Raw genomic sequence first — 20,119 nt, forward strand, 5'->3', positions numbered from 1 at the left:
GCAGCAACCCCCAATTTTGCATCATTTGCAGAATCGGAAGGTTTCTCTGGGTGCTTTTTTTGGGTTAATCGTGAAGCCGATCCTATAATTCCACGAATTTCCCTTTTAAAAGATACTAGTGGAGATCATTCAGGCATATCTTTCAATAAGCAACAATTTGAGTCTAATGAGATAACTAGGAGGTGTGATTATATGCTGATTATCCTGATGTACTTATTTGCTATTTTAGGAGTTGTTTTAATTCTAAGTGCCGCCATTATAAAATTGAAAACGCTATCTGCTTCATCTGAAATTTCTAAGCTAGTTAATGCGACCTCATCTTTTAACATCAGCTTCACCAAAACATTCATTCCCCCCAATCAATCTCACTTGATTGCACTTAACGAGCCTAATAAAAAATTGGCAATCGGTACCAAAAATCCGAAGAGTAACAAAAAAGCAGTAGCAAAGCTATACTCTTTTGATAATGTAATGGGATCCGAGATTGTGGTTAACGCACTCACCCTTTCAAAAGTCTCCAAAAGACATCAAAACAGCAAAACTACTGCAACAAGTGCAGATATTAACGTCCTTAAGGAAGCTGATGAAGAAGCTAATGTGATTGAAGAGCTTACGCTTAAAATATATATGAACAGCAAAGAAATGCCTGTGTATTGTATCTCCTTCTTGCCGGGTTTATTGCCTATTCGACAATCCGACAACCAGTACAAGGAAGCTTTCTCCCAAGTACAGCAATTGCATGCACTGTTCAGGTCAATCGTCTCTGAATAATTAAGTTGCTTTTTGCGCAATAAGATGTGTGAAAATAGCAACGTCCTTGTATGGAGATAAACTGCTTAACTTAAGCTCTAGCTCCACCATTTCTACATGCCATTGCTCATCCATTTTTATTTCATTATCCACAATATATCCGTAGATATTATGTATTCCGTATATACTTCTAATCTCATAACCACACTCCGCGAGCCATTCCACTAATTGATCTTTTGTATAGATGGTAATGTCTGTTTGAATAATGCCGCTATATTCCTGCGTGTTTCCAATACTGTCTATAGCCCCCATAGGATCTTTATTCATAACGGCTTTTTTCATCACTTTTGCCACTGGATTATGAGTTATAAGAGAAAGCATTCCGTTTTCATTTTGTTTTTTACTAATGTCCATTAACAATTGTTTTGGATCATCGAGATATTCAAGCACATTATGGCAAAAAATCCAGTCATATCCGTCCGCTAATACATCTGCATCTTGTAGCGTTGCCGATCTAAAGGCTATGTTAAGACCGTCTTTACATGCAGACTCTTGCGCAATGACTATCATCTCTGGAGTCGGATCTATCCCTGTAACTGTATAACCTTTTTTTGCGAATTCACGACTGGTTATCCCAAAACCACAGCCGATATCTAAAATAGATTGAACCTCTTCAGAGCTGCAGTGATTGTCAATTTGCTGCCAAGCGGAATGATAAAACAATCTCCCCCAAGGCATTTTAATGTAGTTTAAATAAGAATCCATTGATCTAGCAAAAGCCTTTGATGTAGACGCCATATCGCCATACCCCCATTTGTTTTCGACATAAAAATCTAAAATTGCACACTAAACCCATCAAACTGGTGAATGCCCGTACCATGTGCCACTACCTTTTGCTCACGTAACTCACGAACCGCCTTTTTGACCTCTTGTAAAATAGATGGATCTAAACCCAGTGTATTATGAGAACCGAATACTTGGGTAACTCCTGGAATTTCCGTAATCTTTTCTAAGGATGCCACTAAATCAACCGGACTAGTCGAAGGGTAAAAGGCATAGATTGGCGTAACGTCATACAATAAATCACCTGTAAACAGATATCCGTTGGCATGATCAAAAAGGCTGATATGACCTGGCGAATGACCTGGTGTATGGTATATTTCTATTTTACGCCCGCCTATGTCGAGCACATCCCCTTCTTGTAAAAGAGCTGTTGGCTTCCCTTGAAAAGGTATGTAGGTGTTAGGATCAAAGGTTTCAGGAACAGGAAGGGTGATGTCCCGGCTCATATCTTTTCGAATCTGGGCAAGGGACAAGCCTTTTATTCCGTTAATCAGCCAATCCTCATCCGCTTTATGAACATAGATTGTCTCGAATTGCCCATGACTGCCAATATGATCTGCATGCACATGCGTAGTTATGACAGCGATAGGTAAATCCGTTAACTGATCCGTTATTCTTTTTATATTATCAATACCTAATCCCGTATCAATTAACGCGGCTTGTTTTTGCCCCAAGAGTAAAAAAGAATGCACCTTTTCCCAATGTCCATATTCACTGATTGCATAGGTGGTCGGATCAATTTCCGTTACTGTAAACCAACGATCTTTACTCAATTACGCTCCCCCATTCCATTTTCCCCTTACATGCTCTTCTCCCTTACAATAATCCGCCTGTTCATCTGCTTGATAGATTTCTTGATAGGGCAAAATGTTGATTTTGCCTGAGTCTGGATATTCGCAAACATCTATTCCCTGATTCGTTCGGAGATCCAGATACCTGCATGGTGCATCGGAATGATTATAAAGCTGGTGCGCCCCTTCCGGTCCCATTTCAAAAAATATTACATCCCCTTCAGTAACCTCCGTAAAACCCTCGGGTGTTCTTAACATCGCTTTTCCCGTTAAAATCACAAATATTTCTTCAGCATTTCTATGAAAATGATAAGGAAAAGAATATTTATCAGGATCTAAAGATCTGATATCAAAAACTAAATGCTTGGAGCCCACCATTTCAGCTAACCTTTCACTCGTATGCCAAGCAAACTCTGGGATCGGGGACTGTTTTTGTGTAAAAGAGACCGTATTTTCATTAAAAATCTTCACCATCTGCAACACTCCTCCTTATGTTGTGCGTTCATTTACAACAAATAAAGAATCCCAGCTACAGCTAATGAAATAAGACCACCTAAAGCGGACCAATTCGCTACTTTGTTTTTAGCTTTACGGTCTTGCTTAGATTCCGAATAAAAGTTACCTCTTTGTTGTGTACCTGTCGTGAAGGCTCCAACACATATACCTGCAATTATAAAAAAGCCCAATCCTATGTAAATAAAAATTTGCATGAACTTACTCCTTCCCAGGAAAGAATTAGTTATCTATATATAAGATATTTTAACATTAAATCCCTCTACTACGTGCCATGACTTTCGGACCCAGATGACGCTATTTGCTAATTTTGAGCCTTTGAAGCATGGTTTCGGACTCCAGTGACGTTATTCCTAAGGATGAGGCTCATATTGAGCGTTTTTAATGCCAATAGCGACTATGGAGTCCTTTAGTATCCCAAATGTGAGATAAAGCTTCATATAAGGTCTGTTGGGTCCTATAGCGGGCTGATACGCGAAATTTGCAACCTCAGCAAACGGAAATTGGCGTTCGAATGAAGTAAGGTACCAAAAAAGAAGAAGAAGTGAGCCAACAACCATTTTTTGATTATGGTTATGGCACACCCCTTCTACTCCGCACAACTCCTACGGCTCTGATCACACTTAATTCCTTTCAAGTTCAAGTGTTGCCAGTGAAACCATCACCCAAGGTGCAAACTTATTCGACGAATCCCCCTTAGGATTGTGTATCCGAAAAAGAAAAGCTTCCCCCGCCTGATTCTTCCAGACCATATAATCTTCTATCCCTTTATCACCGGTTGCCTGCAGATATAATTCTGCAAAACCTAGAGGATGTTCAATTAGTTCCCCGCTATGGTCGTTTGCTTTGCCAATTGCAGAAAGCTCGGTTTGTCCCTGCTGCTTCAAAGCTGTGAGATCGTAATCGGCAGGTAAGTGTTTAATTTCGGCATAATAGGTTGGATCCTCAGTTAATGATAAACGACCAGACTGTGAGTCTAGTGTGAAACCCTGAAAAACATACAGGGAATATCCATCACCTTTCCCAAGTGTACCTTCTTGCCCTGAGACCCCTCCCTCCTGTTCACCAAATGCTTTGGTCTTTGGCCGATCGGATGTTAGAGGATCAGTGGCCTCCGGACTGGCGGACTCCTGCGCCTCCATAGAAGGAGTAGCAGAAGGTTCAGGAGTGCTTGTAGCTTCAACAACTGGCATTGTCGCTGCACTTGACGCTGTAGGTTTTGCCTCGTCTGTTGTTTTATTGTTACTACATGCACCGAGAATTGAGGCAGACAGAAGAATACTAGTAACTGTAATTAATAATATTTTTTTCATTACGCACCTCCTTATTACTATATTAGTTATTACCCACATGAGTGACGTGTCCTCTTATTCTTCAAACCTTTTCTCAATTTTATTGCTACGGATTGAAAAATTTCAAACAATCGACTCGTTCTTATTTACAGCTATGGAGTTGTGCTCGAAATTCAAATTGTTCTAGGACGGTTCGGGCACCTATTATTTTAAGTTCAGAGAGCAAAATAAAAAAAGCCTCAATGGGCGTGTCTATATAATTATTAGTATCAAAAAAAGAAGCACCTCAATCTATTATTGAGATGCTTCTTTGCTAAAATTAAATACTGTAATCGTAATGAGAAAAGTTCAAACGATACTGCGACATAGAAGTAAAGTTTGGATTGTCTACAACAACATAAATGCTTGCTCCAGGTGGAAGTATAATATTACTAAAAGACTGAGTCTCCCAAGTTCCCGCTTTAGCAGTATATATAGGTCCCAGTTCACTGACGCCGTTATAACTAACTATCACACCTGCTCTTGTGGGACCATTACCACTATACCCTCCCACATTAACTACAATTCTTTTGAAATTTGCTGATGTATTTGTCCATTTAAACCAATCTTGATCGGTAGCACTTTGGATGAACAGATCAAAAATTTGGCCGCCATATTCATTAGGTGTTATTGTTATTGCATTCGCTCTACTATCGCCAACTCCAACAACATAAGGAGTGATTTGGGACGTTGAACTATTCTCGTCAGCAAATGCGGAGGCCGATGGAATCAAAACTACTGCTGCAACAAGAAGTACAGATAGATATTTTTTTATTTTCACTATGCTTCCATCCTTCGATAAGATAGTTAATCGGCCGATTACATTTTAATATTATCATTCTTTAGAAAATATACATATAGTTCATAAGTTTCCAAATTATTTAATAGAATATCGCAAATACTGTCCTTTAGTGTAAATATAAAATGAAAAACGTCTATTTCTGTTATTCGACATCTAGATATACATAATTGTGCAGGATTTTATATCCAAAGTTATTTATCAGTTGCCCACATCACTACATTCCTAAATTGGTACGACGGTGCTTCGGGATCTGCTAAGTATGGAATAGATAAGCACGAGAACAACAAAGGCCCTTTTAGCAAACGTACTGAATATGTTGTACACGATAAGATACTTACATTTGAAGTTAGTGAATATACCTTAACAAAATAGCTTTTCCTATCACTTCCCTCCTCCAGCCTTAGTAGCCAGAAGCTATAATTGGATGAAGGAGGTTTTTTATGTTTATATCACCTATGTTATTACAAACTACTGCTGGACCATTCAGTCATAGCGATTTTATATATGAACCAAAGATAGATGGGCATCGTCTTATTTATTCTCAAGAGTCCGGAAAAATCCGGCTATATACACGGCACAATAATGATTGCACTCGGCAGTATCCTGAATTACATCTCCCATTTGCTGAAGATGTTGTTTTGGATGGAGAAGTTGCCTGTGTTGACCCTACAACTGGAGTATCAGATTTCGAAGCTGTTATGAGTCGCTTTCAAGCGAGACGAACTGATAAAATAACTCAACTCACAGGGACTCTCCCAGTGTATTATGCCATCTTTGATATCTTAATGTACAAAGGTAAGGATCTACGTGGACTGCACCTAATGATAGACATTTCCTAAATTCATGTACTATTAGAAGATAGTATGTATTAAATGAATTTAATAACCCTTTCTCTATCTATTATCCCATTTTAATATTTAATAATATATAATTATACATTTTATGTTTACTTTTGGATATAAATACATCATAATTGGATTGTATCCTAAATATAGGAAGGATGGTTGAATCATGAAAAAGAAAATCTTAGCTGGCCTCTTAACTATTTCTGCTTGTTTTGCTTTAGGATCTACTTCATTTGCTGCTGATGCCACAATTCCAACGCCTACTAACTCTTCACCATCGGTAACTTCTGAAGTGACACCTTATGTTTATTATGAGAAAGACATTTACTTAAAAGTAGGAGATTTTGGTTCTGAATATTCGGGTATAACTTGGAATGTAATTTATAATGATGGCTCTACTATTGTAGGAACAGATCGCTTCGTAGTTACTCCGGTTGAACCTGGTATTACCGTTGTAAGCGCAGAGATGGGCAATGCCGTTGTATTTCTTTTTAGGTTCCATGTAAGTTATTAAAAAAATATCTTTTATTAATAAAACTCAATAAAATAACCCGTCAGGCATAAGCCCGGCGGGTTATTCTAGGTATGTTCTGAATTCAAACCACCCCCGAACAAAATGAGCTCCAGCGAGCTTAATAGAATCTGTTGAATAATCCTATGCAGCACTCAATTAATCAACTCCCTAAACAATAAAATACCCATCCACTCCGCAGGGTTTAGGTGTTTCTGAACTGTTAAATTAACTTTATTTAGAACATTATTTAAACAAGCTTTATGTCACACAATAAGACAATTCCACGAAAAACAAACCATTTAATTGTTATATATCCTAAATTAATATTCAATAGTCTATTAATCTACTAAATATGTTTACTTTTATACATTTATACTACATAATTGGTTTGTGTTCCAAAATTAGGAAAGAGGGTTGGATTATGAAAAAGAAAATTTTAGCTGGTCTATTAACTGTTGCTACCTGTTTTTCGTTAGGGTCGACCTCTTTTGCATCCAGTACTTCTACAGTTCCGAATTCGTCACCTTCCGCAAACGAGGTAGTTGCTGCGGGAGAATATTATCAGGCTATTCTTAATCTTAAAGTCGGGGATACAATGTGGGTAACAGGGTATGACTTTTGGTATATCCATACGGATGGTAGTATTGAAGTAAGGCAAGACGGATTGATTACAGCCTTGTCTCCGGGGGCAAGCACTGTAGCCGCAGATTTTGGAAATGGAAATACAATGTATTATATAGTTCTTGTTAAATAATAATCAAAATAAGACCTCTCTTTACTATAGGGAGGTCTTATTTATGCACACTTTAAACTCGAACCTTTCATGGATAAACGAGATCCGCTGATCTTATTGATTCCGGTGTATCCCCCTCTACAATCCCACCATAATCTATAAGATGGCCAATTGGATCAGGTTCCAGCCGAACCATACGGATACCTTGGATTAGGATAGAGCTGCTGTCAAAAATTCCGTATCGCTCTCTAAGACTTTCTTTGTAGCACTCAATTAATCACTGCCTGGCAATAACTCGATAATCAAACTCTTCTTCCCCCCAGTCTTCATATATAGCACCCTCAGCGATACCCCAATCTCAGTCACTCTCAACCCTATGATGCTTTGGTTTATTTATGCTTCTTTATCCACTCAAATAGCTTGCGGTCCTCGTCTCACAGGAACTCATTACATCGATATGTTGTAGTATCCACAAATGTATCTGGGTTCTCGGTATCAAAGAAGCGATGTTTCAACCAATGTTTTTCATTCCATGGGTTAAAAGTAATCGTTAGCTGCTTATAGTATCCTTCCGGCAGCAGAACACGAATTGACATATCCAGCTTATCGAAATCATCCTCATTAAGGATCTGATAGGCTTCTTCAAACCATGCCCAACACAAATATCCGGTGTCCACCGTAATAGAGATGATTGACATCGGATCATCTAGACCTCGGAACAATATCTTTTGACCTGTTGGCTTATATATAGCTTCTAGTGGCACTTTCTTAAATTGCCACTTGTTACCCACTCCTAGCCTATTAGCTGCCCATTTAAGCTGTGCCCAGGTAGAGTCTTTATGAGTATTGAACGTCTTACGCAGAACTAAAGTATTCGCTAAAGGATATTCCATCATCTTTGCAATAATAGATAAAGCGGCTGTAGTGCTCTTTTTCGAACCCCTACCGCCTTTGACTACCCGGTAACGCCCTTTAAAATGCCAAAACTTTGCGTATCCCTTGCCGACGCTCTCCTGTAAGCTAATAACTTTACTCATGAAGATCATCCTTTATGAATACAACCTCAGATTGGACTTCTTTACTGATGGCCCGCAACTTCAAGCTGCATCTTCTTCACGCGGAGCTTAGTCTCTTCATCCATATATTTAAGTACAAACATTCTTTGCTTGTCAGTTAGATCAGCTTCTACTTCTGGTGGATCGCCTCGAGCCACTATTTTTTCCTGTTTGTTGGATTTCGGTTTCTTTTGTTGTACAACACTTTTCTTTGGCTGTTGTACAACGTTATTTGATGATTGTTGTACAACACTCCATTTATCACGCTGCTTCCAGACGACTACCTTCTTTTCGTCAATGTCCAGTTGCTCGGCTATCTGCCTGTTTGTTATTTCCCACCGTGTTCACGCCATATCTCTAGTGAGCGGTCCCGGTTTGGATCACGTGCTCTTGGCATTATATTATCCCCCCCCCCGTATTTAAGGCATGAAAAAAGCACCCGAAGGTGCCTATGCAAATCTATTCTCTAAGAATTTTTGAACTGCTTGTTTTGTGTCTCCATCATAATTAACAAATCTACCTGCTTCATGCTGTTCCTTGTAATCCAGAACGTTCTTTTTAGTCATTATAACTTCTTTATTGTTAATAGAGACCTTCCATTCAAGCGGATGCAGAGTAAGATATTCATAACGAGCAGCCAAGCCTAAACCTTCTAATTCAGATATGCTTTCGTTTAACGCTAATTCAATTTCTTGAGCCAGTATTTCGTGTGCTTTTATTGCTTTTTGTATATTTTCTGCCCAATTCAAAATGATCACCCCCCTCATCGTCATAATTCGACGCACAAGGAAAATTCACCTGCTATTCAATACCCATGTACCTTACTTCGCCGTCACCCCTGCAGCTTTTGGGGTTTAGATTATGGGTTATTTACAATACAAAAAGAGTCGCTTTTCAGCGACTCCCCGAGTTCAAAATATTACTTCAATTTTAATTCTCCTTTCCTTAAAAATATCAGTTAATAACTCATTCCCGATCTTTGCATTACCTAAAAGCTCAGTGTGGTCGGTATAATTTTGCATAGTAGATGGTTCATTGTATTTTGTAAAAGAAAATCCAGTACTAACCCTACTTATTGAATATCTTTCATTCTCAAAAGTAAATTCGATTTCCCTGCCAATAGAAAGATCGCTTTCTAAATCAGTTATACCATAATCCATTAAACCACCCCCAATCTTAAAATCTATTGATTATACAATAAATTCTATTTAATACCAAGGTCCTCGTACTGGATTTCCGAATACTCCATTAGGGAAGGTCCAGTTATGTCTATGTGGAACTACCGGATGTAACACCGGATTCCCATGATTAGTATAATAAATATCCATTTAAACTTTTCCTTCAGAATCGAAATATCTTCTTTGAATCAAGTCGCCACTTACTACTAAGTCCATACTACTGTATGCACTTTGACTCCTTACCGGTAAAGATGTCCCTATTGATTGGACCGAATGTCCGTAAGGTGAAGGCGTACCATTCGCTTTTGCCTCCTCATAACCCATTGGCCAATCTGCCGCTGAAGCACCGCTTGGAACAACCGAAATAATCAGTGATAAAAACATTAGAGTCATGACAACAATTCTCGAAATTTCACTTTTCTTCGTTGTTACTTCCTAAAATGTATTTTATTATCTGTATAATGCTATCATATTTTAGATATATAGCAAATTTTAGTATAAATCCTTTATTATTAATATTTGTGATCTGTTTCTGATTTACAATAAAAAAAATAAATTTCCCGCTTTCAGCGATTCTCGACTAAGGAAATTTTTTCCTGCCATCAGCAATACAACCATTTCGCCTTATTACCGGATATTTAACAACCACACTACCATATACAGGATTATCACTTTACAAATCAGCATGATTTAGGCAAAAACCTTACAACTAAAATGTAAAGCGCTGTGAATTTGGATTAACCTTTATCGTTTTGCTCCAGCCACACTTACAGGTGCGTTCAAATGAGTTTTCGTCAATATTGATTGTTCCTTCACCTGCTCCAATATTTCCATTCCCACACTTTGGGCACTCAGCATTCTTCTTTGAAAGCCTAATCGCCTCTGTGAAATTCATAGATTTCACCTCCAATTTCCAACCGCTTGGGAATATTAAAAAAGTATGCCGCTCTAACGCCCGTAGGACATTGTCGGCATACCGTTTAATGTTTTATGTGGTTGAGCTCAATTAACCGTGAGCTCAACGGTTGGCGTGGGTTTTACACGTCATTCATTATAAGAGTCAAACCGTTAATAGGTTCCTCCTATATATATGTGGCAGCCGGATGGGGAAATTAGCTTTTTTAACTGCTAATGAGAAACAGGCTGTTTTCCGTTGAATCTTTTACTTTCCTTTCTGCATTTCCTACATATTCTTGAACTGTGCTCTTAGATATTGATAGTTCCTCAGCAATTTGTTTAAGAGAAAAACACATCCCGTGTTTTAAAACATAGCACTCTTTTTCTCTCTTGGATAAAGTGGATAAAGTGGATAAAGCATCATCTATTTGAAATCGTTCTGAATCCGTTAAAGTCGTAGGGCTTCCACACGCTGCTGGTTGGGCATAAGATTGCATTCGCAGTGGATCTACTGGAATTGTTAGTTGATCGATTGATAACCGATGTATGCCACGCCGTGGTCCTGGATTATGTCCTAATCTCAGCCAATCAATAGCTAACTGCACATCTGATAACATGCTATTCAACACGGATATATGACTTTCTATTGCAGCGAGTTCCTTTTCTGCTTCCTCATAGTCTTCTTTAGCTTCTCTTTTTGCTTCAATAAGTTTCTCAAGCTCCCTTTTAATTTCAACTATTGGGGCTTTGCAATTTCTTAGAATCGTCCTAGTTTTCCGATAACTAATTAACATCTCATCCACAATTAATGCCCCTCCCCTTTATGCTATAATATGGTGAGGATAAAGCTGCTATTGCCCTGATGCTTCAGGGCTTTTTTCTGTATAAATACCTTTCACCAACATTGAGAACATCTTCATATTCGTACTGATAGGATATGTGTTATACGGATCTTTGAATCTAACCCAGCTCGGACCCCACGCCAGTAAATTAACAGGCTCTCCAGGGCTTGCAGTAAAGATGAACTGTCTTTGACCTTCTGCTAATGCTTTTTGAGTGTCCTTGTATCTCATTCTACTTACCTCACTTTTAGAGTATCTTGTTCCTCTCTTTATGGGGTGCAGATAAGCCATAAACCCTTATCCGGCCCTCGTTTCACTGGGATTATTCAGTCTGACTCGATGGCGCTGCGCGCAAACTCCCAAAATCAAATTCACTCAGCACTTTAAGAAGACGTTCTACCTTTGTTGCTCTCCATGCTGTCATTGCCCATGTATGAGCTTCTTTAGTGTAATGGTAATGATTCGCTTCAATATGCTACTTGGCTTCTGCTTTGGTCAGGAACATGGTGTTTTCTCGGACGAAATGTTCTTTCTTTTCCGAATGAAGGCTTGCTCCTTCGTCATAATGATCCTGTATCCATTCAAATGCACTATCCTCACAACTGATTTCCTCAAACGCTTCCAGCGCCTCCTCAGATAGTTCTTATTTATCCACGACTTCAACCAGAAAATAATTGATTTCATGTGATTCGCCGTCATTTGGTAGATACACAGAAAATCGTTCTGCATTATCGGATGAGCATTCCACCCATCTGTAATCGCCTACTGTCCAGAAGCCTGGGGCTGCTTGGCAGTCGTTAGCTTGGTTATTCAGTTCAGCCTGCAGTTCCTTCAAGAATTCAATATCAGTGCTCATATCCTCTTCTCCCCCTTATACCTCTATTAGTTCTGGATTCTCGTAGATGTTGCCGATCAACTCAAACCCTTTTGTAAATGTTTTACTGAGCCAAGTTCGTTCTTTTCTTTCAAGGACATTTCGTTTTAACCAGCTATCGTAAACCTTTTAAAAGTAAAAAGAATGTTCGTCAAAAGTGACAAGGTGAATGTTCTCAGCTGTATCAACGAAAATGTCTCCTTCATAAATCTCCTTATCGTTCTTATCTTTCACTCCGGTGAATTGCTGTACCGTATCATTAAGCGCGTTGTCTTCATCAATCAAATCAGTTTTTGAACGGTAAACGTTACCTTTCGCGTCTAACCATGGTGAATAGAATGTCAAACCGTCCCACGCCCGGTACTTAATCTCTCTGCCCATCGTGTATCGTCTCCTTTGATTGGGGTCTCAGCCCCCTAAATGTCACTTTTTCGGAACTTTTGCTGTAGATCCACACTCCGGACATTCCATCCATTCCTCAACACCGCCGCAATCGTCTCCATCAGACCATTGGTATTTCATCTCAGTCTTGCACTTTCGGCACTTCTTCACTTTTTGTTTCATGTGTCTCAGCCCCCTTATAAGTTCAGTACAGCCAAGAGGGCTGCTTTACAAATGGCTTCTGGTGCTGTTGATTGCATCGAAACGACCACCTTATCAACATCACCCTCATGTATCACACAGTCGAACAGCTTATTCATTTTCATTGACTCGCAGTAGATCTTCACATCCATATTTCTGCTAATGATATTCTCTACTACTTCCCATGCTGAGGATATGTCCGTAGACCAACCCCGATTTACAAAGTAGGCGAACGGTATTTCTCCCTTTGGTTGCATGTACCTGAATGCCTCTTCTGCGCTGGTGATGGTTGGCGGAACAATTACATCATTCGACTCGCAAGGGTCGTCATAATCGAATTTCGGCCCTTTTATGCTTCGCCAACCGAAGATATGTTCAGCAATAAGAGCATCCAATTCTTCTCCCGGCTCCTTCGCCAGTATCTCTTCCCTTGTGAGTGTCATTGGGCACCAACTTCCTTAATTACTTGGCAATCATCTTTCTGTATGTGCCGTCCGTATGGATAGTAATCATTTTTCGGTATTAGGAATAGACTGGGATGTTTGATATCTTCATCGACTTCAAAGGTTTCACCAATATGTTCGTGGTACCACCATGGAATAATCGGTGCAGGTGGAGTGTGGAAAATGATCTTTACTGTAGTCATTGGTTATCTCCTTCCTCAACATGCCCCCTAGCAATCTTCAACGCAGCCTGAGTAAGGTCATACGGTAGCACATGGTGATAATTATTGACAATGGTAGCAAGGATAATTTCAGAGTCATCTAACTGTTTACGTGCCAGTTTCACGTCAGACACAAGCTTTGTAATGTCTCCCCGTACTGCCGTGCTGTTGTACTCTTGTTCAATGCTGTTACCTTCGCCATCTCTGGACATTGTGCGGTATTCCTTACTAAGTTCATCCAATAGCTGATTTGTGAAATATGCGTTCATGATCTATTCGCCCTCCTTGGCTTCCAAATCCGGTCTGCACTCTGAACACCATTCATATCCTTCAACGGGCTTATTTCTTCCACAGCGGGCACAAGACTCTTCATTAAGCCAATCTATTCCCTCCTTGGGTGCTGGGGTATCTGGGTAAAGGGTGGACATAATTTCTGATACACCCATGATCGCCTTCCAAGCAAGCCACGTTTCGTAACTCTCGTAAGCAGATGGACGATCATTGTAGAATTTACTGAAGAAATATGAGTTTGCTTCTTGGAATGACCATTCTTCATGACCTTCTGGCAAATTGTAATTCATGATAATGCTGCCAAGTGAATTACCTGCCACCAAACATCTACCGATTGCCCGTTTAATCTCTTTTTCCCGTTCTCCGCGCTCTTTGGCTTCTTGGAGCCAGTACCCTAAAGCTACCTCTGTTAGTTCATATTCAATGATGGTGGAAACGGGTTGTTACACAGTGTTTTTGCATGTTCGAAAATCTTGATTCTCTCCATATCCTTTTGCCAGTCCCTTTGTGTCATTAGGCTTCCTCCCGCAATGCCATTTCTTTGAGATCAACGCTTTCCGAATAGTATCCGTTGGATTGTCCGTACCATCTAATCGTCACATATCCCTGAAGTGTGGCAAGTTTGTAGAACGTCCACGTTCCACTTTCGCTGGCATTATCGTCGTCTTGCGATACTTCCTCTGCCATAAGGATTGGCGAATTAATCAAGTCTCTTCAATCTCAACGCATTCACAACAATCCTGGTAGTGATACATTTTGTATGCTCTGCCACAGTTAGTCTTGAAGATCAGTTCGTCATTCAGAACCTGTGTTATATCAACTACTGTTTTTCCGAGTAAATCTGATATGGAGTTCACGTTTATAACCTCCTTTGGGAGAGGAGGGCTATTAACCCTCTCTGTCCCTGTATCTTCGTACTGTGCATCACTATTTCTCTTCAATAAAACTAATATATGTTCTATGTTTCTTATAATGGTTTAATAAACTATACTTAAATCATTAAATATTCCGGGGGTATAATACAATGCTGTCTGACGCCTTAAAATCGTTAGTTGTATTAGAAATGTACACTAATACTTATGATGAACAATTATCCAACTTCCACTTACCTAAAGAGCAACTCCAATTTACCAGTATGCCTTTGGACAAAATTAACAATCCTAATATTTCCAATAGAACAAAACATGTCTTGATTCTTGAAAATAGTGTTCCCGTGGGTTATTTTGCTTTAGAAGATGGCGATAAGCTTTTAAAATATAGTAATAATTCTAATGCTCGTTTGCTTACATCCTTCTCTATTGATTCAGGTAATCAAGGAAAGGGATTAGCAAAGATCGCTCTTAAACTATTACCTGACTTTGTAAAAAATAATATTCCTCAAACTGACGAAATTGTCTTAGGTGTAAATAAGAGAAACAAGCCTGCTTTGAACCTTTACTTAAAATCTGGTTTTATTGACGAAAACGAATTTTATGAAGGTCCAAAAGGTCCTCAACATATACTACATTTGAGAGTCTAATCAATGTCGAATTAATTACAAATGAGTGAGATTATTGATAGCTATATTTTGTAATACTATCACTAGTATTTTCACATAAACGTAAGCGGCGTAAATAATGCGCCGTCTTTTTATGAGTCCACTTCTTGTTACGCAGTATGCGTCTATTTCAAACTACTTAGCGTGATATATGCCGCTTCTACCCTCTCTCGGGGAGCGGCTTTTAACATAGATATGATTTCATCATCTTCCCATATATCTGCCGCCTCGTACCCGTTAACAACGGTCGCTAAGTTGTACAGATATCCTTGTGCATCTACCTCTATAGCCTTTGTCTGTACCTCTAAGCTGGCAGCAGGGTCGGTGCAATAGTCAGTAATAAGAAAACACCTTGCTGACCCTTCTGAAAATTCTTCGCGTATATATGCGTTTCCGTCAAATTCAATTACTGTCTTATCCTTTACTTGTGTCATGACTTACCCTCCCTAAGTGGCTTAACGTCAGCAACCCACACTGGAAACGATCCTCTATTTGGCTCACAGAAAGCATAAGTACCACCTTCTCTATCAATCCCTTCAGGTGCTACTGGATACCATCTTGCGTATAGCTCCTTTGTTTCTCCCAGTTCGTAACATCCGTCAACCTCAATCGCGATTTCTTTCTCAAACTCTTCTTTGGTATATCTTAATTTTGGTGCTACATAGCAGGATCGAGTATCACATTCGCACCATATTCCAAATCCCATGTTACTCATGCCTTGTCGCTCCCTTCCTCTGCTGGTAGCAGTGCGTCTTGTAACAATCTGTAAGCTGGGTGCTTATGATTCATCATGTCAGACGCTCTATCCATTGCCTCTTGTTGCCGGGCTATGGTCTGCTGTGCCTCTGCAAGCTCTGTGCGCTTCTCCCTGAATTTTTCGTGGAGTGATAGATAGCTTTCTTCCCAATTTTTTGCGCTTTGTTGTGACTCTTCTAGAGCAGCCAGCAGCCGCTCTACCTCATCCCATGCAGCATCGTATCCGACATTCATAAGATTGAATTCACTCAGAATATCTTCAAGCTGTTCTCCGTCTTCTGCATGCGCTAGTTCGCATATTTTGTCGTATAAATCGTTAATTTTCTCCTCCGGCATCCGTGATACTGTCACTGCTATTTGTTTCTTCTCTTCTATCCGTTCTGGTATCATAGGCTTAGTCATCGTCCGTGTCATCCTCCTCGTTATATAGATTGTCGGGGTGTTGGCGGCTGTGGCGTATGTCCTCAAGCATACAAAGGATTGTCGCGTGCTCGGATAGCATGCCGGCGCGCCCGGAGTATTTGAGCCTATTAGTTCGTTTCCTCCACCGCGCCGCGGCTTAGTACCATGCTTGTCAATCCTACGGAGCTTCCGACGTAGATACTGCCGCCGCTTATCCATACCTTGCAGGAGCAGTTCAAGTGTTTCTTCAGCCGATCTCATTCCTAATATCCATTGGATTGACGATCATGGTTTACTTTGTTCTTGGCTGTATAGGCTTCTGCAATCTGCTCGAAGGTAAATCCTAATCTTTGCTCCCCCAAAGCGTAGAAAGCATATAGTGCCCCTTTGAAAAAATGTTTTCGATGCATATCGAAATTCTCCAAAACCTGGTATAACAAAAAAAGCATGCCCACCGCATCTTTCTTTGCTATAGAAGTTGTAAATGGTAAGATATATGTAATTGGTGGGACGCTTGGAAATCCTGTGAATTTGGATTCTGATTACTCAAATAAAGTTGAAATTTATGATCCTGCTTCTGACTCCTGGACTGTCGGAAGTAATGCTTCTATTCAAAGAGGAGTCGGAGCTTCAGCTAATCTAAATGGTAAGATTTATTATTTTGGGGGATTAAATAAAACATCTGAAGGTTTAGGAACAGTTGAAGAGTATAATACTATAACGAATACGTGGTCAACTAAAACCGGCATTCCTACACCAGTGCATGCAGCAGGGGCGGTTACGAACAATGGGAAAATATATTTATTTGATGGAGGCTACTCAAGCAATACATATAATAAAGTGCAAGTGTACGATCCAGCGACTGACACATGGTCAAGTAAACGCAGCGCCCCAACCAGTAGAGATACTGTTTCAGCCATAAATTATCAGGATAAAATAAATGTAATTGGTGGATATTCAAACCCTGCACTCGATACAGTTGAAATATATAATCCAACAAATGATACATGGGAAACAAGTGCAAGTCTTAATACGGGACGTTGGGGATTTGGAAGTGTAGTATTAAACGACTCTATATATGTTTTTGGAGGTAGTACAAAAACAGTGGAGAAGCTTTCGATTGTACCCGAACCGACTTCAACGCCAACGGCGACATCGGAGCCACCCCCAACAGTTACACCTTCACCAACTCCAGGGCAGCAGTCAGGCGATCGTGCAATTCTGACAATAATAATGAATACCGACCTTGAGAAAGAATACGACTTGTCAATGTCAGAGGTTCAAGCATTTTTAAACTGGTATGACTCAGCTTCCGGATCAGCTCGTTACGGAATTGATAAGCATGGTAACAACAAAGGCCCGTTCACTAAACGAACCGAATACGTTGTGCATGACAAGATCCTATCGTTTGAAGTCAGTGAATATACCTTAACAAAATAGCTTTTCCCATCACTTACCTCCTTTATCCTTTGTAGTCACGAGCTATAATTGCATGAAGGAGGTTTTATATGTTTATATCACCTATGTTGTTACAAACTGCTGCTGGACCATTTAGTCACAGCGATTGTATATTTGAACCGAAGATAGATGGCCATCGACTTATTTATTCTCAAGAGTCCGGGAAGATCCGGTTATATACACGGCATGATAATGATTGCACTCGGCAGTATCCTGAATTACACCTACTCTTTATGGACGATGTTATTTTGGACGGCGAGGTCGCCTGCGTTGATCCAGAGACTGGTGTATCAGATTTCGAATCTGTTATGAGCCGATTTCAGACGAGGCGAGCAGATAAGATATTACAACTCACTGGGACGCTCCCAGCATATTATGCAATCTTCGACATCTTGATGTACAAAGGCAAGGATCTGCTCGGGTTGCCCTTGATGAGCCGTTAGGAAATACTAGCGGGATTAACTCTACCATCTAATAGCTTTGGAGTAGTGCCGCACGTGGAAGGTGCTGGAGAGGCATTGTTTGAGCAGATCGAAACTCGGGGTATGGAAGGCATAGTAGGTAAGCGTAAAAACAGCGTATACGAGACTGGTCGCCGCTCTCACGTGTGGCAAAAGGTTATCAACTGGACCTATGCAGATGTTTTTATAACCGGATATCGCAAACAGGAATTTGGTTGGCTAGCTGCTGTACCGTTCGGTTCATCTGGTAAATTACGTCCAGCTGGGATTATAGAGCTCGGCGCGTCACCGATCCATAAGCAAGTATTCAGAGGCGTTGCCCAACAGCTTGTAAAAGGCGAGGATAAGGAGTTTGTACATCTGGAGGCGCGCTTAAGAGCGAAGGTAAGAATGAGGAACTGGACCAAGTCAGGTATGCTTAGAAGTCCAGTGTTTACGAAGTTTGTAGTATAGACAAAACACCCCACCGACCAATTAAGGTCAGTGGGGTGTTTAGCTTTCAGACTTCACAGATCAGTTCGACCGAACTGTTAGTTCAATACTATTCTTTTATTGATCCTAACCAATCGGAAGTATCAATTCATCGCGAACTGAATTCGAAAACTACTCATTGTTTAATAGGACTTGACCAGATTAAGATTATTGAATATTGTAAAAGTCTTTTTCATACCAATACTTAAAATGATTTGTGGAATACGACATAGTGAATACTCCGGTCCATAATTTGCCCCCAACTTCTACTCCGCCTGACACAATAGTCGTTCCTAAATCATAGAAATGTCCATTGATTACCCAGTATATACTTTGGGCAGTAGCTATTTTTGCACTAGCAGTCCCTATGAACGACTTATCAGGTCCTAAAGCTTTATGCGAACCGAGATCGAATTGTACATCAAACAACTCATTAAATTGACTAAAGGAACCTGAGTTATAATACCAAACCAATATTACTAATTCTGGCTTATACAAAGTACCTACGCTTTGTGGAAGTTTAATTTCTTTAATCCATGTGTCAGCATATGTAGAAGCATTTTTCGCTGAATTTTGAGCTGATTTGTCCGGATGAGTCCTTTCAATTTCCGATTTTGAAACACCTCTCATTCTTGCAACCTCAGTAACAGCTTCTTCATAACTAATATCTCTGACTTTCACTTCATCGCCAAGATCGTCAATGTTGTTGAGATCGATTACTCCTTCTAGACTTGGAACTGATTGAACTTCACTCGAAGTACTTTGGGCAAAGGTCGGAAGTGGTACGGACAATAACATACCGAGAGTTAATACACTAGATAATAGAATAGATAAACGCTTCTTCATAATATAAATCCTCCTTTTTTGGAATATTTATACTATAACGCACATAATAAGGAATTGTATAGCGTTTTTTATCATTTTCTACTATAAATTTTATTTTCTTCCATTATTTTAGAGATTCTATTAGCTAGATCTTTTTCATCAAACCTCGTAGGATTATCTGGTAAATGAAACTCCCAAGTCCTATATCCCTCTTTTGAATTAACAAACCCCGAAACATGGGGACCCCAGCCATCAATTTGAACATCTTCTAGTGTCACATTATCTGCGCGAAACATTGCAACAAGTATGTTTTCTGTTCCAATAAAGAAAACTGGATATTTAATATATTTAAAATAATCTCTATACTCTTTTTTCGAAGCTTCTTCAATACTATCTTGAGAAATGATTAAACCATCGAATATCTCTTCTGAGTGACTTATTAGCTCTTTTAGGTCTTTTTTAACATAATCTACGTTTTCCACTTTTACCAAATCATTTGCACCTACTACAGCTATCTTCAAGGCAATATTGGGTCCCTCTAGATCTTTCTCCATCGGACCAGATATTTTCTGAATAGAACAACCTACTAAAAGAATAGACACACAAATGGCTAAAAAAAGCGATTTAATCATAATGCACTCCTTTTTCGGTAAATTTCTTTAATAAATAAGATTTATTCTTAAATTGGAATTTTATTACTTATA

At 39.6% G+C, this 20,119-nt stretch carries 33 protein-coding genes and 2 pseudogenes; 7 read left to right on the forward strand and 28 right to left on the reverse strand.

Annotation, left to right across the window (positions count from 1 at the left end; genetic code table 11):
• Positions 1 to 192 precede the first annotated feature (192 nt).
• Positions 193 to 771 carry a hypothetical protein gene (locus NST58_RS18205; RefSeq protein ID WP_339243717.1) on the forward strand — a complete coding sequence of 193 codons (579 nt, stop codon included), beginning with the start codon at positions 193 to 195 and terminating at the stop codon, positions 769 to 771.
• Here the strand turns inward: NST58_RS18205 and NST58_RS18210 are convergent, their stop codons facing one another.
• From NST58_RS18210 to NST58_RS18235, 6 genes are all read right to left on the reverse strand, one after another.
• Positions 772 to 1,548, reverse strand: a complete 777-nt coding sequence (locus NST58_RS18210; protein WP_339243719.1) for a methyltransferase domain-containing protein — start codon at positions 1,546 to 1,548, stop codon at positions 772 to 774.
• A gap of 35 nt (positions 1,549 to 1,583) precedes the next feature.
• Positions 1,584 to 2,366 (reverse strand): MBL fold metallo-hydrolase, encoded by a 783-nt coding sequence (locus NST58_RS18215; RefSeq protein WP_076128401.1) that lies wholly within the window; start codon positions 2,364 to 2,366, stop codon positions 1,584 to 1,586.
• The gene (locus tag NST58_RS18220) at positions 2,367 to 2,858 is read right to left on the reverse strand and encodes a cupin domain-containing protein (RefSeq protein ID WP_076128399.1); all 492 of its coding nucleotides are present in this window, start codon (positions 2,856 to 2,858) and stop codon (positions 2,367 to 2,369) included.
• Positions 2,859 to 2,890: 32 nt separating this feature from the next.
• Positions 2,891 to 3,094: a DUF5316 domain-containing protein gene (locus tag NST58_RS18225; RefSeq protein ID WP_076279299.1), complete on the reverse strand. Its 204-nt coding sequence runs from the start codon at positions 3,092 to 3,094 to the stop codon at positions 2,891 to 2,893.
• Between the two features lie 426 nt (positions 3,095 to 3,520).
• On the reverse strand, positions 3,521 to 4,210 hold the full coding sequence (locus NST58_RS18230; protein ID WP_339243721.1) for a hypothetical protein: 690 nt from the start codon (positions 4,208 to 4,210) through the stop codon (positions 3,521 to 3,523).
• Between the two features lie 298 nt (positions 4,211 to 4,508).
• Complete coding sequence (locus tag NST58_RS18235) at positions 4,509 to 5,009, reverse strand: hypothetical protein (RefSeq protein ID WP_076217993.1); 501 nt, start codon at positions 5,007 to 5,009, stop codon at positions 4,509 to 4,511.
• A gap of 461 nt (positions 5,010 to 5,470) precedes the next feature.
• Here NST58_RS18235 and NST58_RS18240 point away from each other — a divergent pair, with 461 nt between their 5' ends.
• The 3 genes from NST58_RS18240 (at position 5,471) to NST58_RS18250 (ending at position 7,143) form a co-directional block, all read left to right on the forward strand.
• Positions 5,471 to 5,869: a hypothetical protein gene (locus NST58_RS18240; protein ID WP_081387530.1), complete on the forward strand. Its 399-nt coding sequence runs from the start codon at positions 5,471 to 5,473 to the stop codon at positions 5,867 to 5,869.
• Positions 5,870 to 6,041: 172 nt separating this feature from the next.
• Positions 6,042 to 6,389 (forward strand): hypothetical protein, encoded by a 348-nt coding sequence (locus tag NST58_RS18245; RefSeq protein WP_076217996.1) that lies wholly within the window; start codon positions 6,042 to 6,044, stop codon positions 6,387 to 6,389.
• Between the two features lie 421 nt (positions 6,390 to 6,810).
• The gene (locus tag NST58_RS18250; RefSeq protein ID WP_076217997.1) at positions 6,811 to 7,143 is read left to right on the forward strand and encodes a hypothetical protein; all 333 of its coding nucleotides are present in this window, start codon (positions 6,811 to 6,813) and stop codon (positions 7,141 to 7,143) included.
• Between the two features lie 413 nt (positions 7,144 to 7,556).
• On the opposite strand, the gene NST58_RS18255 is transcribed toward NST58_RS18250, so the two are convergent.
• The 16 genes and pseudogenes from NST58_RS18255 to NST58_RS18330 all read right to left on the reverse strand — a co-directional run bounded on the left by NST58_RS18255 (position 7,557) and on the right by NST58_RS18330 (position 14,362).
• Entirely contained in the window at positions 7,557 to 8,159 is a 603-nt protein-coding gene (locus tag NST58_RS18255; protein WP_076217998.1) for a phage terminase large subunit, read from the reverse strand.
• Between the two features lie 41 nt (positions 8,160 to 8,200).
• Positions 8,201 to 8,335 carry a hypothetical protein gene (locus tag NST58_RS18260; protein WP_256719019.1) on the reverse strand — a complete coding sequence of 45 codons (135 nt, stop codon included), beginning with the start codon at positions 8,333 to 8,335 and terminating at the stop codon, positions 8,201 to 8,203.
• A gap of 291 nt (positions 8,336 to 8,626) precedes the next feature.
• Entirely contained in the window at positions 8,627 to 8,926 is a 300-nt protein-coding gene (locus tag NST58_RS18265) for a hypothetical protein (protein ID WP_076217999.1), read from the reverse strand.
• Between the two features lie 162 nt (positions 8,927 to 9,088).
• Positions 9,089 to 9,337: a hypothetical protein gene (locus NST58_RS18270; protein ID WP_076218000.1), complete on the reverse strand. Its 249-nt coding sequence runs from the start codon at positions 9,335 to 9,337 to the stop codon at positions 9,089 to 9,091.
• A 727-nt stretch (positions 9,338 to 10,064) separates the two neighbouring features.
• Positions 10,065 to 10,250: a DUF3797 domain-containing protein gene (locus NST58_RS18275; protein ID WP_339243725.1), complete on the reverse strand. Its 186-nt coding sequence runs from the start codon at positions 10,248 to 10,250 to the stop codon at positions 10,065 to 10,067.
• A gap of 226 nt (positions 10,251 to 10,476) precedes the next feature.
• Positions 10,477 to 11,046: a sigma factor-like helix-turn-helix DNA-binding protein gene (locus NST58_RS18280; protein WP_339248786.1), complete on the reverse strand. Its 570-nt coding sequence runs from the start codon at positions 11,044 to 11,046 to the stop codon at positions 10,477 to 10,479.
• A 57-nt stretch (positions 11,047 to 11,103) separates the two neighbouring features.
• Positions 11,104 to 11,325: a hypothetical protein gene (locus NST58_RS18285; RefSeq protein ID WP_339243727.1), complete on the reverse strand. Its 222-nt coding sequence runs from the start codon at positions 11,323 to 11,325 to the stop codon at positions 11,104 to 11,106.
• 412 nt (positions 11,326 to 11,737) lie between these two features.
• Positions 11,738 to 11,950: a hypothetical protein gene (locus tag NST58_RS18290; RefSeq protein ID WP_081398147.1), complete on the reverse strand. Its 213-nt coding sequence runs from the start codon at positions 11,948 to 11,950 to the stop codon at positions 11,738 to 11,740.
• Between the two features lie 15 nt (positions 11,951 to 11,965).
• Positions 11,966 to 12,349, reverse strand: a pseudogene (locus NST58_RS18295) (YopX family protein).
• A gap of 42 nt (positions 12,350 to 12,391) precedes the next feature.
• Positions 12,392 to 12,532 carry a hypothetical protein gene (locus NST58_RS18300; RefSeq protein ID WP_179087019.1) on the reverse strand — a complete coding sequence of 47 codons (141 nt, stop codon included), beginning with the start codon at positions 12,530 to 12,532 and terminating at the stop codon, positions 12,392 to 12,394.
• A 14-nt stretch (positions 12,533 to 12,546) separates the two neighbouring features.
• Entirely contained in the window at positions 12,547 to 12,993 is a 447-nt protein-coding gene (locus NST58_RS18305; RefSeq protein ID WP_339243730.1) for a hypothetical protein, read from the reverse strand.
• The gene (locus NST58_RS18310) at positions 12,990 to 13,196 is read right to left on the reverse strand and encodes a hypothetical protein (RefSeq protein ID WP_076218005.1); all 207 of its coding nucleotides are present in this window, start codon (positions 13,194 to 13,196) and stop codon (positions 12,990 to 12,992) included. The genes NST58_RS18305 and NST58_RS18310 overlap by 4 nt, the downstream gene beginning before the upstream one ends.
• Positions 13,193 to 13,483: a hypothetical protein gene (locus tag NST58_RS18315; protein WP_076218006.1), complete on the reverse strand. Its 291-nt coding sequence runs from the start codon at positions 13,481 to 13,483 to the stop codon at positions 13,193 to 13,195. Before NST58_RS18315 ends, NST58_RS18310 begins: the two co-directional genes overlap by 4 nt.
• Before the next feature lie 3 nt (positions 13,484 to 13,486).
• Complete coding sequence (locus tag NST58_RS18320; RefSeq protein WP_339243733.1) at positions 13,487 to 13,825, reverse strand: hypothetical protein; 339 nt, start codon at positions 13,823 to 13,825, stop codon at positions 13,487 to 13,489.
• Between the two features lie 193 nt (positions 13,826 to 14,018).
• Positions 14,019 to 14,213 carry a hypothetical protein gene (locus NST58_RS18325; RefSeq protein WP_256719020.1) on the reverse strand — a complete coding sequence of 65 codons (195 nt, stop codon included), beginning with the start codon at positions 14,211 to 14,213 and terminating at the stop codon, positions 14,019 to 14,021.
• Positions 14,210 to 14,362: a hypothetical protein gene (locus tag NST58_RS18330; protein ID WP_256719021.1), complete on the reverse strand. Its 153-nt coding sequence runs from the start codon at positions 14,360 to 14,362 to the stop codon at positions 14,210 to 14,212. The genes NST58_RS18325 and NST58_RS18330 overlap by 4 nt, the downstream gene beginning before the upstream one ends.
• 167 nt (positions 14,363 to 14,529) lie before the next feature.
• Here NST58_RS18330 and NST58_RS18335 point away from each other — a divergent pair, with 167 nt between their 5' ends.
• Positions 14,530 to 15,024, forward strand: a complete 495-nt coding sequence (locus NST58_RS18335; RefSeq protein WP_076277060.1) for a GNAT family N-acetyltransferase — start codon at positions 14,530 to 14,532, stop codon at positions 15,022 to 15,024.
• Positions 15,025 to 15,167: 143 nt separating this feature from the next.
• Here the strand turns inward: NST58_RS18335 and NST58_RS18340 are convergent, their stop codons facing one another.
• From NST58_RS18340 to NST58_RS18355, 4 genes are all read right to left on the reverse strand, one after another.
• Positions 15,168 to 15,476, reverse strand: a complete 309-nt coding sequence (locus NST58_RS18340) for a hypothetical protein (RefSeq protein ID WP_076220380.1) — start codon at positions 15,474 to 15,476, stop codon at positions 15,168 to 15,170.
• Entirely contained in the window at positions 15,473 to 15,757 is a 285-nt protein-coding gene (locus tag NST58_RS18345; RefSeq protein WP_076220381.1) for a hypothetical protein, read from the reverse strand. The genes NST58_RS18340 and NST58_RS18345 overlap by 4 nt, the downstream gene beginning before the upstream one ends.
• A complete protein-coding gene (locus NST58_RS18350) occupies positions 15,754 to 16,200 on the reverse strand; it encodes a hypothetical protein (RefSeq protein ID WP_076220382.1) in 447 nt (148 codons plus the stop codon). The genes NST58_RS18345 and NST58_RS18350 overlap by 4 nt, the downstream gene beginning before the upstream one ends.
• 263 nt (positions 16,201 to 16,463) lie before the next feature.
• A complete protein-coding gene (locus tag NST58_RS18355) occupies positions 16,464 to 16,649 on the reverse strand; it encodes a dUTP diphosphatase (RefSeq protein WP_076220383.1) in 186 nt (61 codons plus the stop codon).
• Here NST58_RS18355 and NST58_RS18360 point away from each other — a divergent pair.
• A complete protein-coding gene (locus tag NST58_RS18360; RefSeq protein WP_076220384.1) occupies positions 16,648 to 17,640 on the forward strand; it encodes a kelch repeat-containing protein in 993 nt (330 codons plus the stop codon). The genes NST58_RS18355 and NST58_RS18360 overlap by 2 nt on opposite strands.
• A gap of 68 nt (positions 17,641 to 17,708) precedes the next feature.
• Positions 17,709 to 18,572, forward strand: a pseudogene (locus NST58_RS18365) (ATP-dependent DNA ligase).
• A gap of 186 nt (positions 18,573 to 18,758) precedes the next feature.
• Here the strand turns inward: NST58_RS18365 and NST58_RS18370 are convergent.
• Entirely contained in the window at positions 18,759 to 19,436 is a 678-nt protein-coding gene (locus NST58_RS18370) for a hypothetical protein (RefSeq protein ID WP_339243738.1), read from the reverse strand.
• Between the two features lie 71 nt (positions 19,437 to 19,507).
• Entirely contained in the window at positions 19,508 to 20,047 is a 540-nt protein-coding gene (locus NST58_RS18375) for a hypothetical protein (protein WP_339243740.1), read from the reverse strand.
• Positions 20,048 to 20,119 lie beyond the last annotated feature (72 nt).

The sequence above is a fragment of the Paenibacillus sp. FSL R10-2796 genome (assembly GCF_037965315.1).
Taxonomy (GTDB): domain Bacteria; phylum Bacillota; class Bacilli; order Paenibacillales; family Paenibacillaceae; genus Paenibacillus_AQ; species Paenibacillus_AQ odorifer.

Excerpts from the sequence above, each read along its gene's own strand:
- NST58_RS18205 (WP_339243717.1), top strand. The coding sequence starts at position 193 with ATGCTGATTATCCTGATGTACTTATTTGCTATTTTAGGAGTTGTTTTA.
- NST58_RS18255 (WP_076217998.1), bottom strand. The coding sequence starts at position 8,159 with ATGAGTAAAGTTATTAGCTTACAGGAGAGCGTCGGCAAGGGATACGCA.
- NST58_RS18270 (WP_076218000.1), bottom strand. The coding sequence starts at position 9,337 with ATGGATTATGGTATAACTGATTTAGAAAGCGATCTTTCTATTGGCAGG.
- NST58_RS18350 (WP_076220382.1), bottom strand. The coding sequence starts at position 16,200 with ATGACTAAGCCTATGATACCAGAACGGATAGAAGAGAAGAAACAAATA.
- NST58_RS18230 (WP_339243721.1), bottom strand. The coding sequence starts at position 4,210 with ATGAAAAAAATATTATTAATTACAGTTACTAGTATTCTTCTGTCTGCC.
- NST58_RS18355 (WP_076220383.1), bottom strand. The coding sequence starts at position 16,649 with ATGCTTTTTTTGTTATACCAGGTTTTGGAGAATTTCGATATGCATCGA.
- NST58_RS18360 (WP_076220384.1), top strand. The coding sequence starts at position 16,648 with ATGCCCACCGCATCTTTCTTTGCTATAGAAGTTGTAAATGGTAAGATA.
- NST58_RS18340 (WP_076220380.1), bottom strand. The coding sequence starts at position 15,476 with ATGACACAAGTAAAGGATAAGACAGTAATTGAATTTGACGGAAACGCA.
- NST58_RS18375 (WP_339243740.1), bottom strand. The coding sequence starts at position 20,047 with ATGATTAAATCGCTTTTTTTAGCCATTTGTGTGTCTATTCTTTTAGTA.
- NST58_RS18280 (WP_339248786.1), bottom strand. The coding sequence starts at position 11,046 with ATGTTAATTAGTTATCGGAAAACTAGGACGATTCTAAGAAATTGCAAA.
- NST58_RS18315 (WP_076218006.1), bottom strand. The coding sequence starts at position 13,483 with ATGAACGCATATTTCACAAATCAGCTATTGGATGAACTTAGTAAGGAA.
- NST58_RS18285 (WP_339243727.1), bottom strand. The coding sequence starts at position 11,325 with ATGAGATACAAGGACACTCAAAAAGCATTAGCAGAAGGTCAAAGACAG.
- NST58_RS18250 (WP_076217997.1), top strand. The coding sequence starts at position 6,811 with ATGAAAAAGAAAATTTTAGCTGGTCTATTAACTGTTGCTACCTGTTTT.
- NST58_RS18310 (WP_076218005.1), bottom strand. The coding sequence starts at position 13,196 with ATGACTACAGTAAAGATCATTTTCCACACTCCACCTGCACCGATTATT.
- NST58_RS18240 (WP_081387530.1), top strand. The coding sequence starts at position 5,471 with ATGTTTATATCACCTATGTTATTACAAACTACTGCTGGACCATTCAGT.
- NST58_RS18370 (WP_339243738.1), bottom strand. The coding sequence starts at position 19,436 with ATGAAGAAGCGTTTATCTATTCTATTATCTAGTGTATTAACTCTCGGT.
- NST58_RS18275 (WP_339243725.1), bottom strand. The coding sequence starts at position 10,250 with ATGAATTTCACAGAGGCGATTAGGCTTTCAAAGAAGAATGCTGAGTGC.
- NST58_RS18345 (WP_076220381.1), bottom strand. The coding sequence starts at position 15,757 with ATGAGTAACATGGGATTTGGAATATGGTGCGAATGTGATACTCGATCC.
- NST58_RS18290 (WP_081398147.1), bottom strand. The coding sequence starts at position 11,950 with ATGAGCACTGATATTGAATTCTTGAAGGAACTGCAGGCTGAACTGAAT.
- NST58_RS18210 (WP_339243719.1), bottom strand. The coding sequence starts at position 1,548 with ATGGCGTCTACATCAAAGGCTTTTGCTAGATCAATGGATTCTTATTTA.
- NST58_RS18225 (WP_076279299.1), bottom strand. The coding sequence starts at position 3,094 with ATGCAAATTTTTATTTACATAGGATTGGGCTTTTTTATAATTGCAGGT.
- NST58_RS18245 (WP_076217996.1), top strand. The coding sequence starts at position 6,042 with ATGAAAAAGAAAATCTTAGCTGGCCTCTTAACTATTTCTGCTTGTTTT.
- NST58_RS18305 (WP_339243730.1), bottom strand. The coding sequence starts at position 12,993 with ATGACACTCACAAGGGAAGAGATACTGGCGAAGGAGCCGGGAGAAGAA.
- NST58_RS18335 (WP_076277060.1), top strand. The coding sequence starts at position 14,530 with ATGCTGTCTGACGCCTTAAAATCGTTAGTTGTATTAGAAATGTACACT.
- NST58_RS18220 (WP_076128399.1), bottom strand. The coding sequence starts at position 2,858 with ATGGTGAAGATTTTTAATGAAAATACGGTCTCTTTTACACAAAAACAG.
- NST58_RS18300 (WP_179087019.1), bottom strand. The coding sequence starts at position 12,532 with ATGAAACAAAAAGTGAAGAAGTGCCGAAAGTGCAAGACTGAGATGAAA.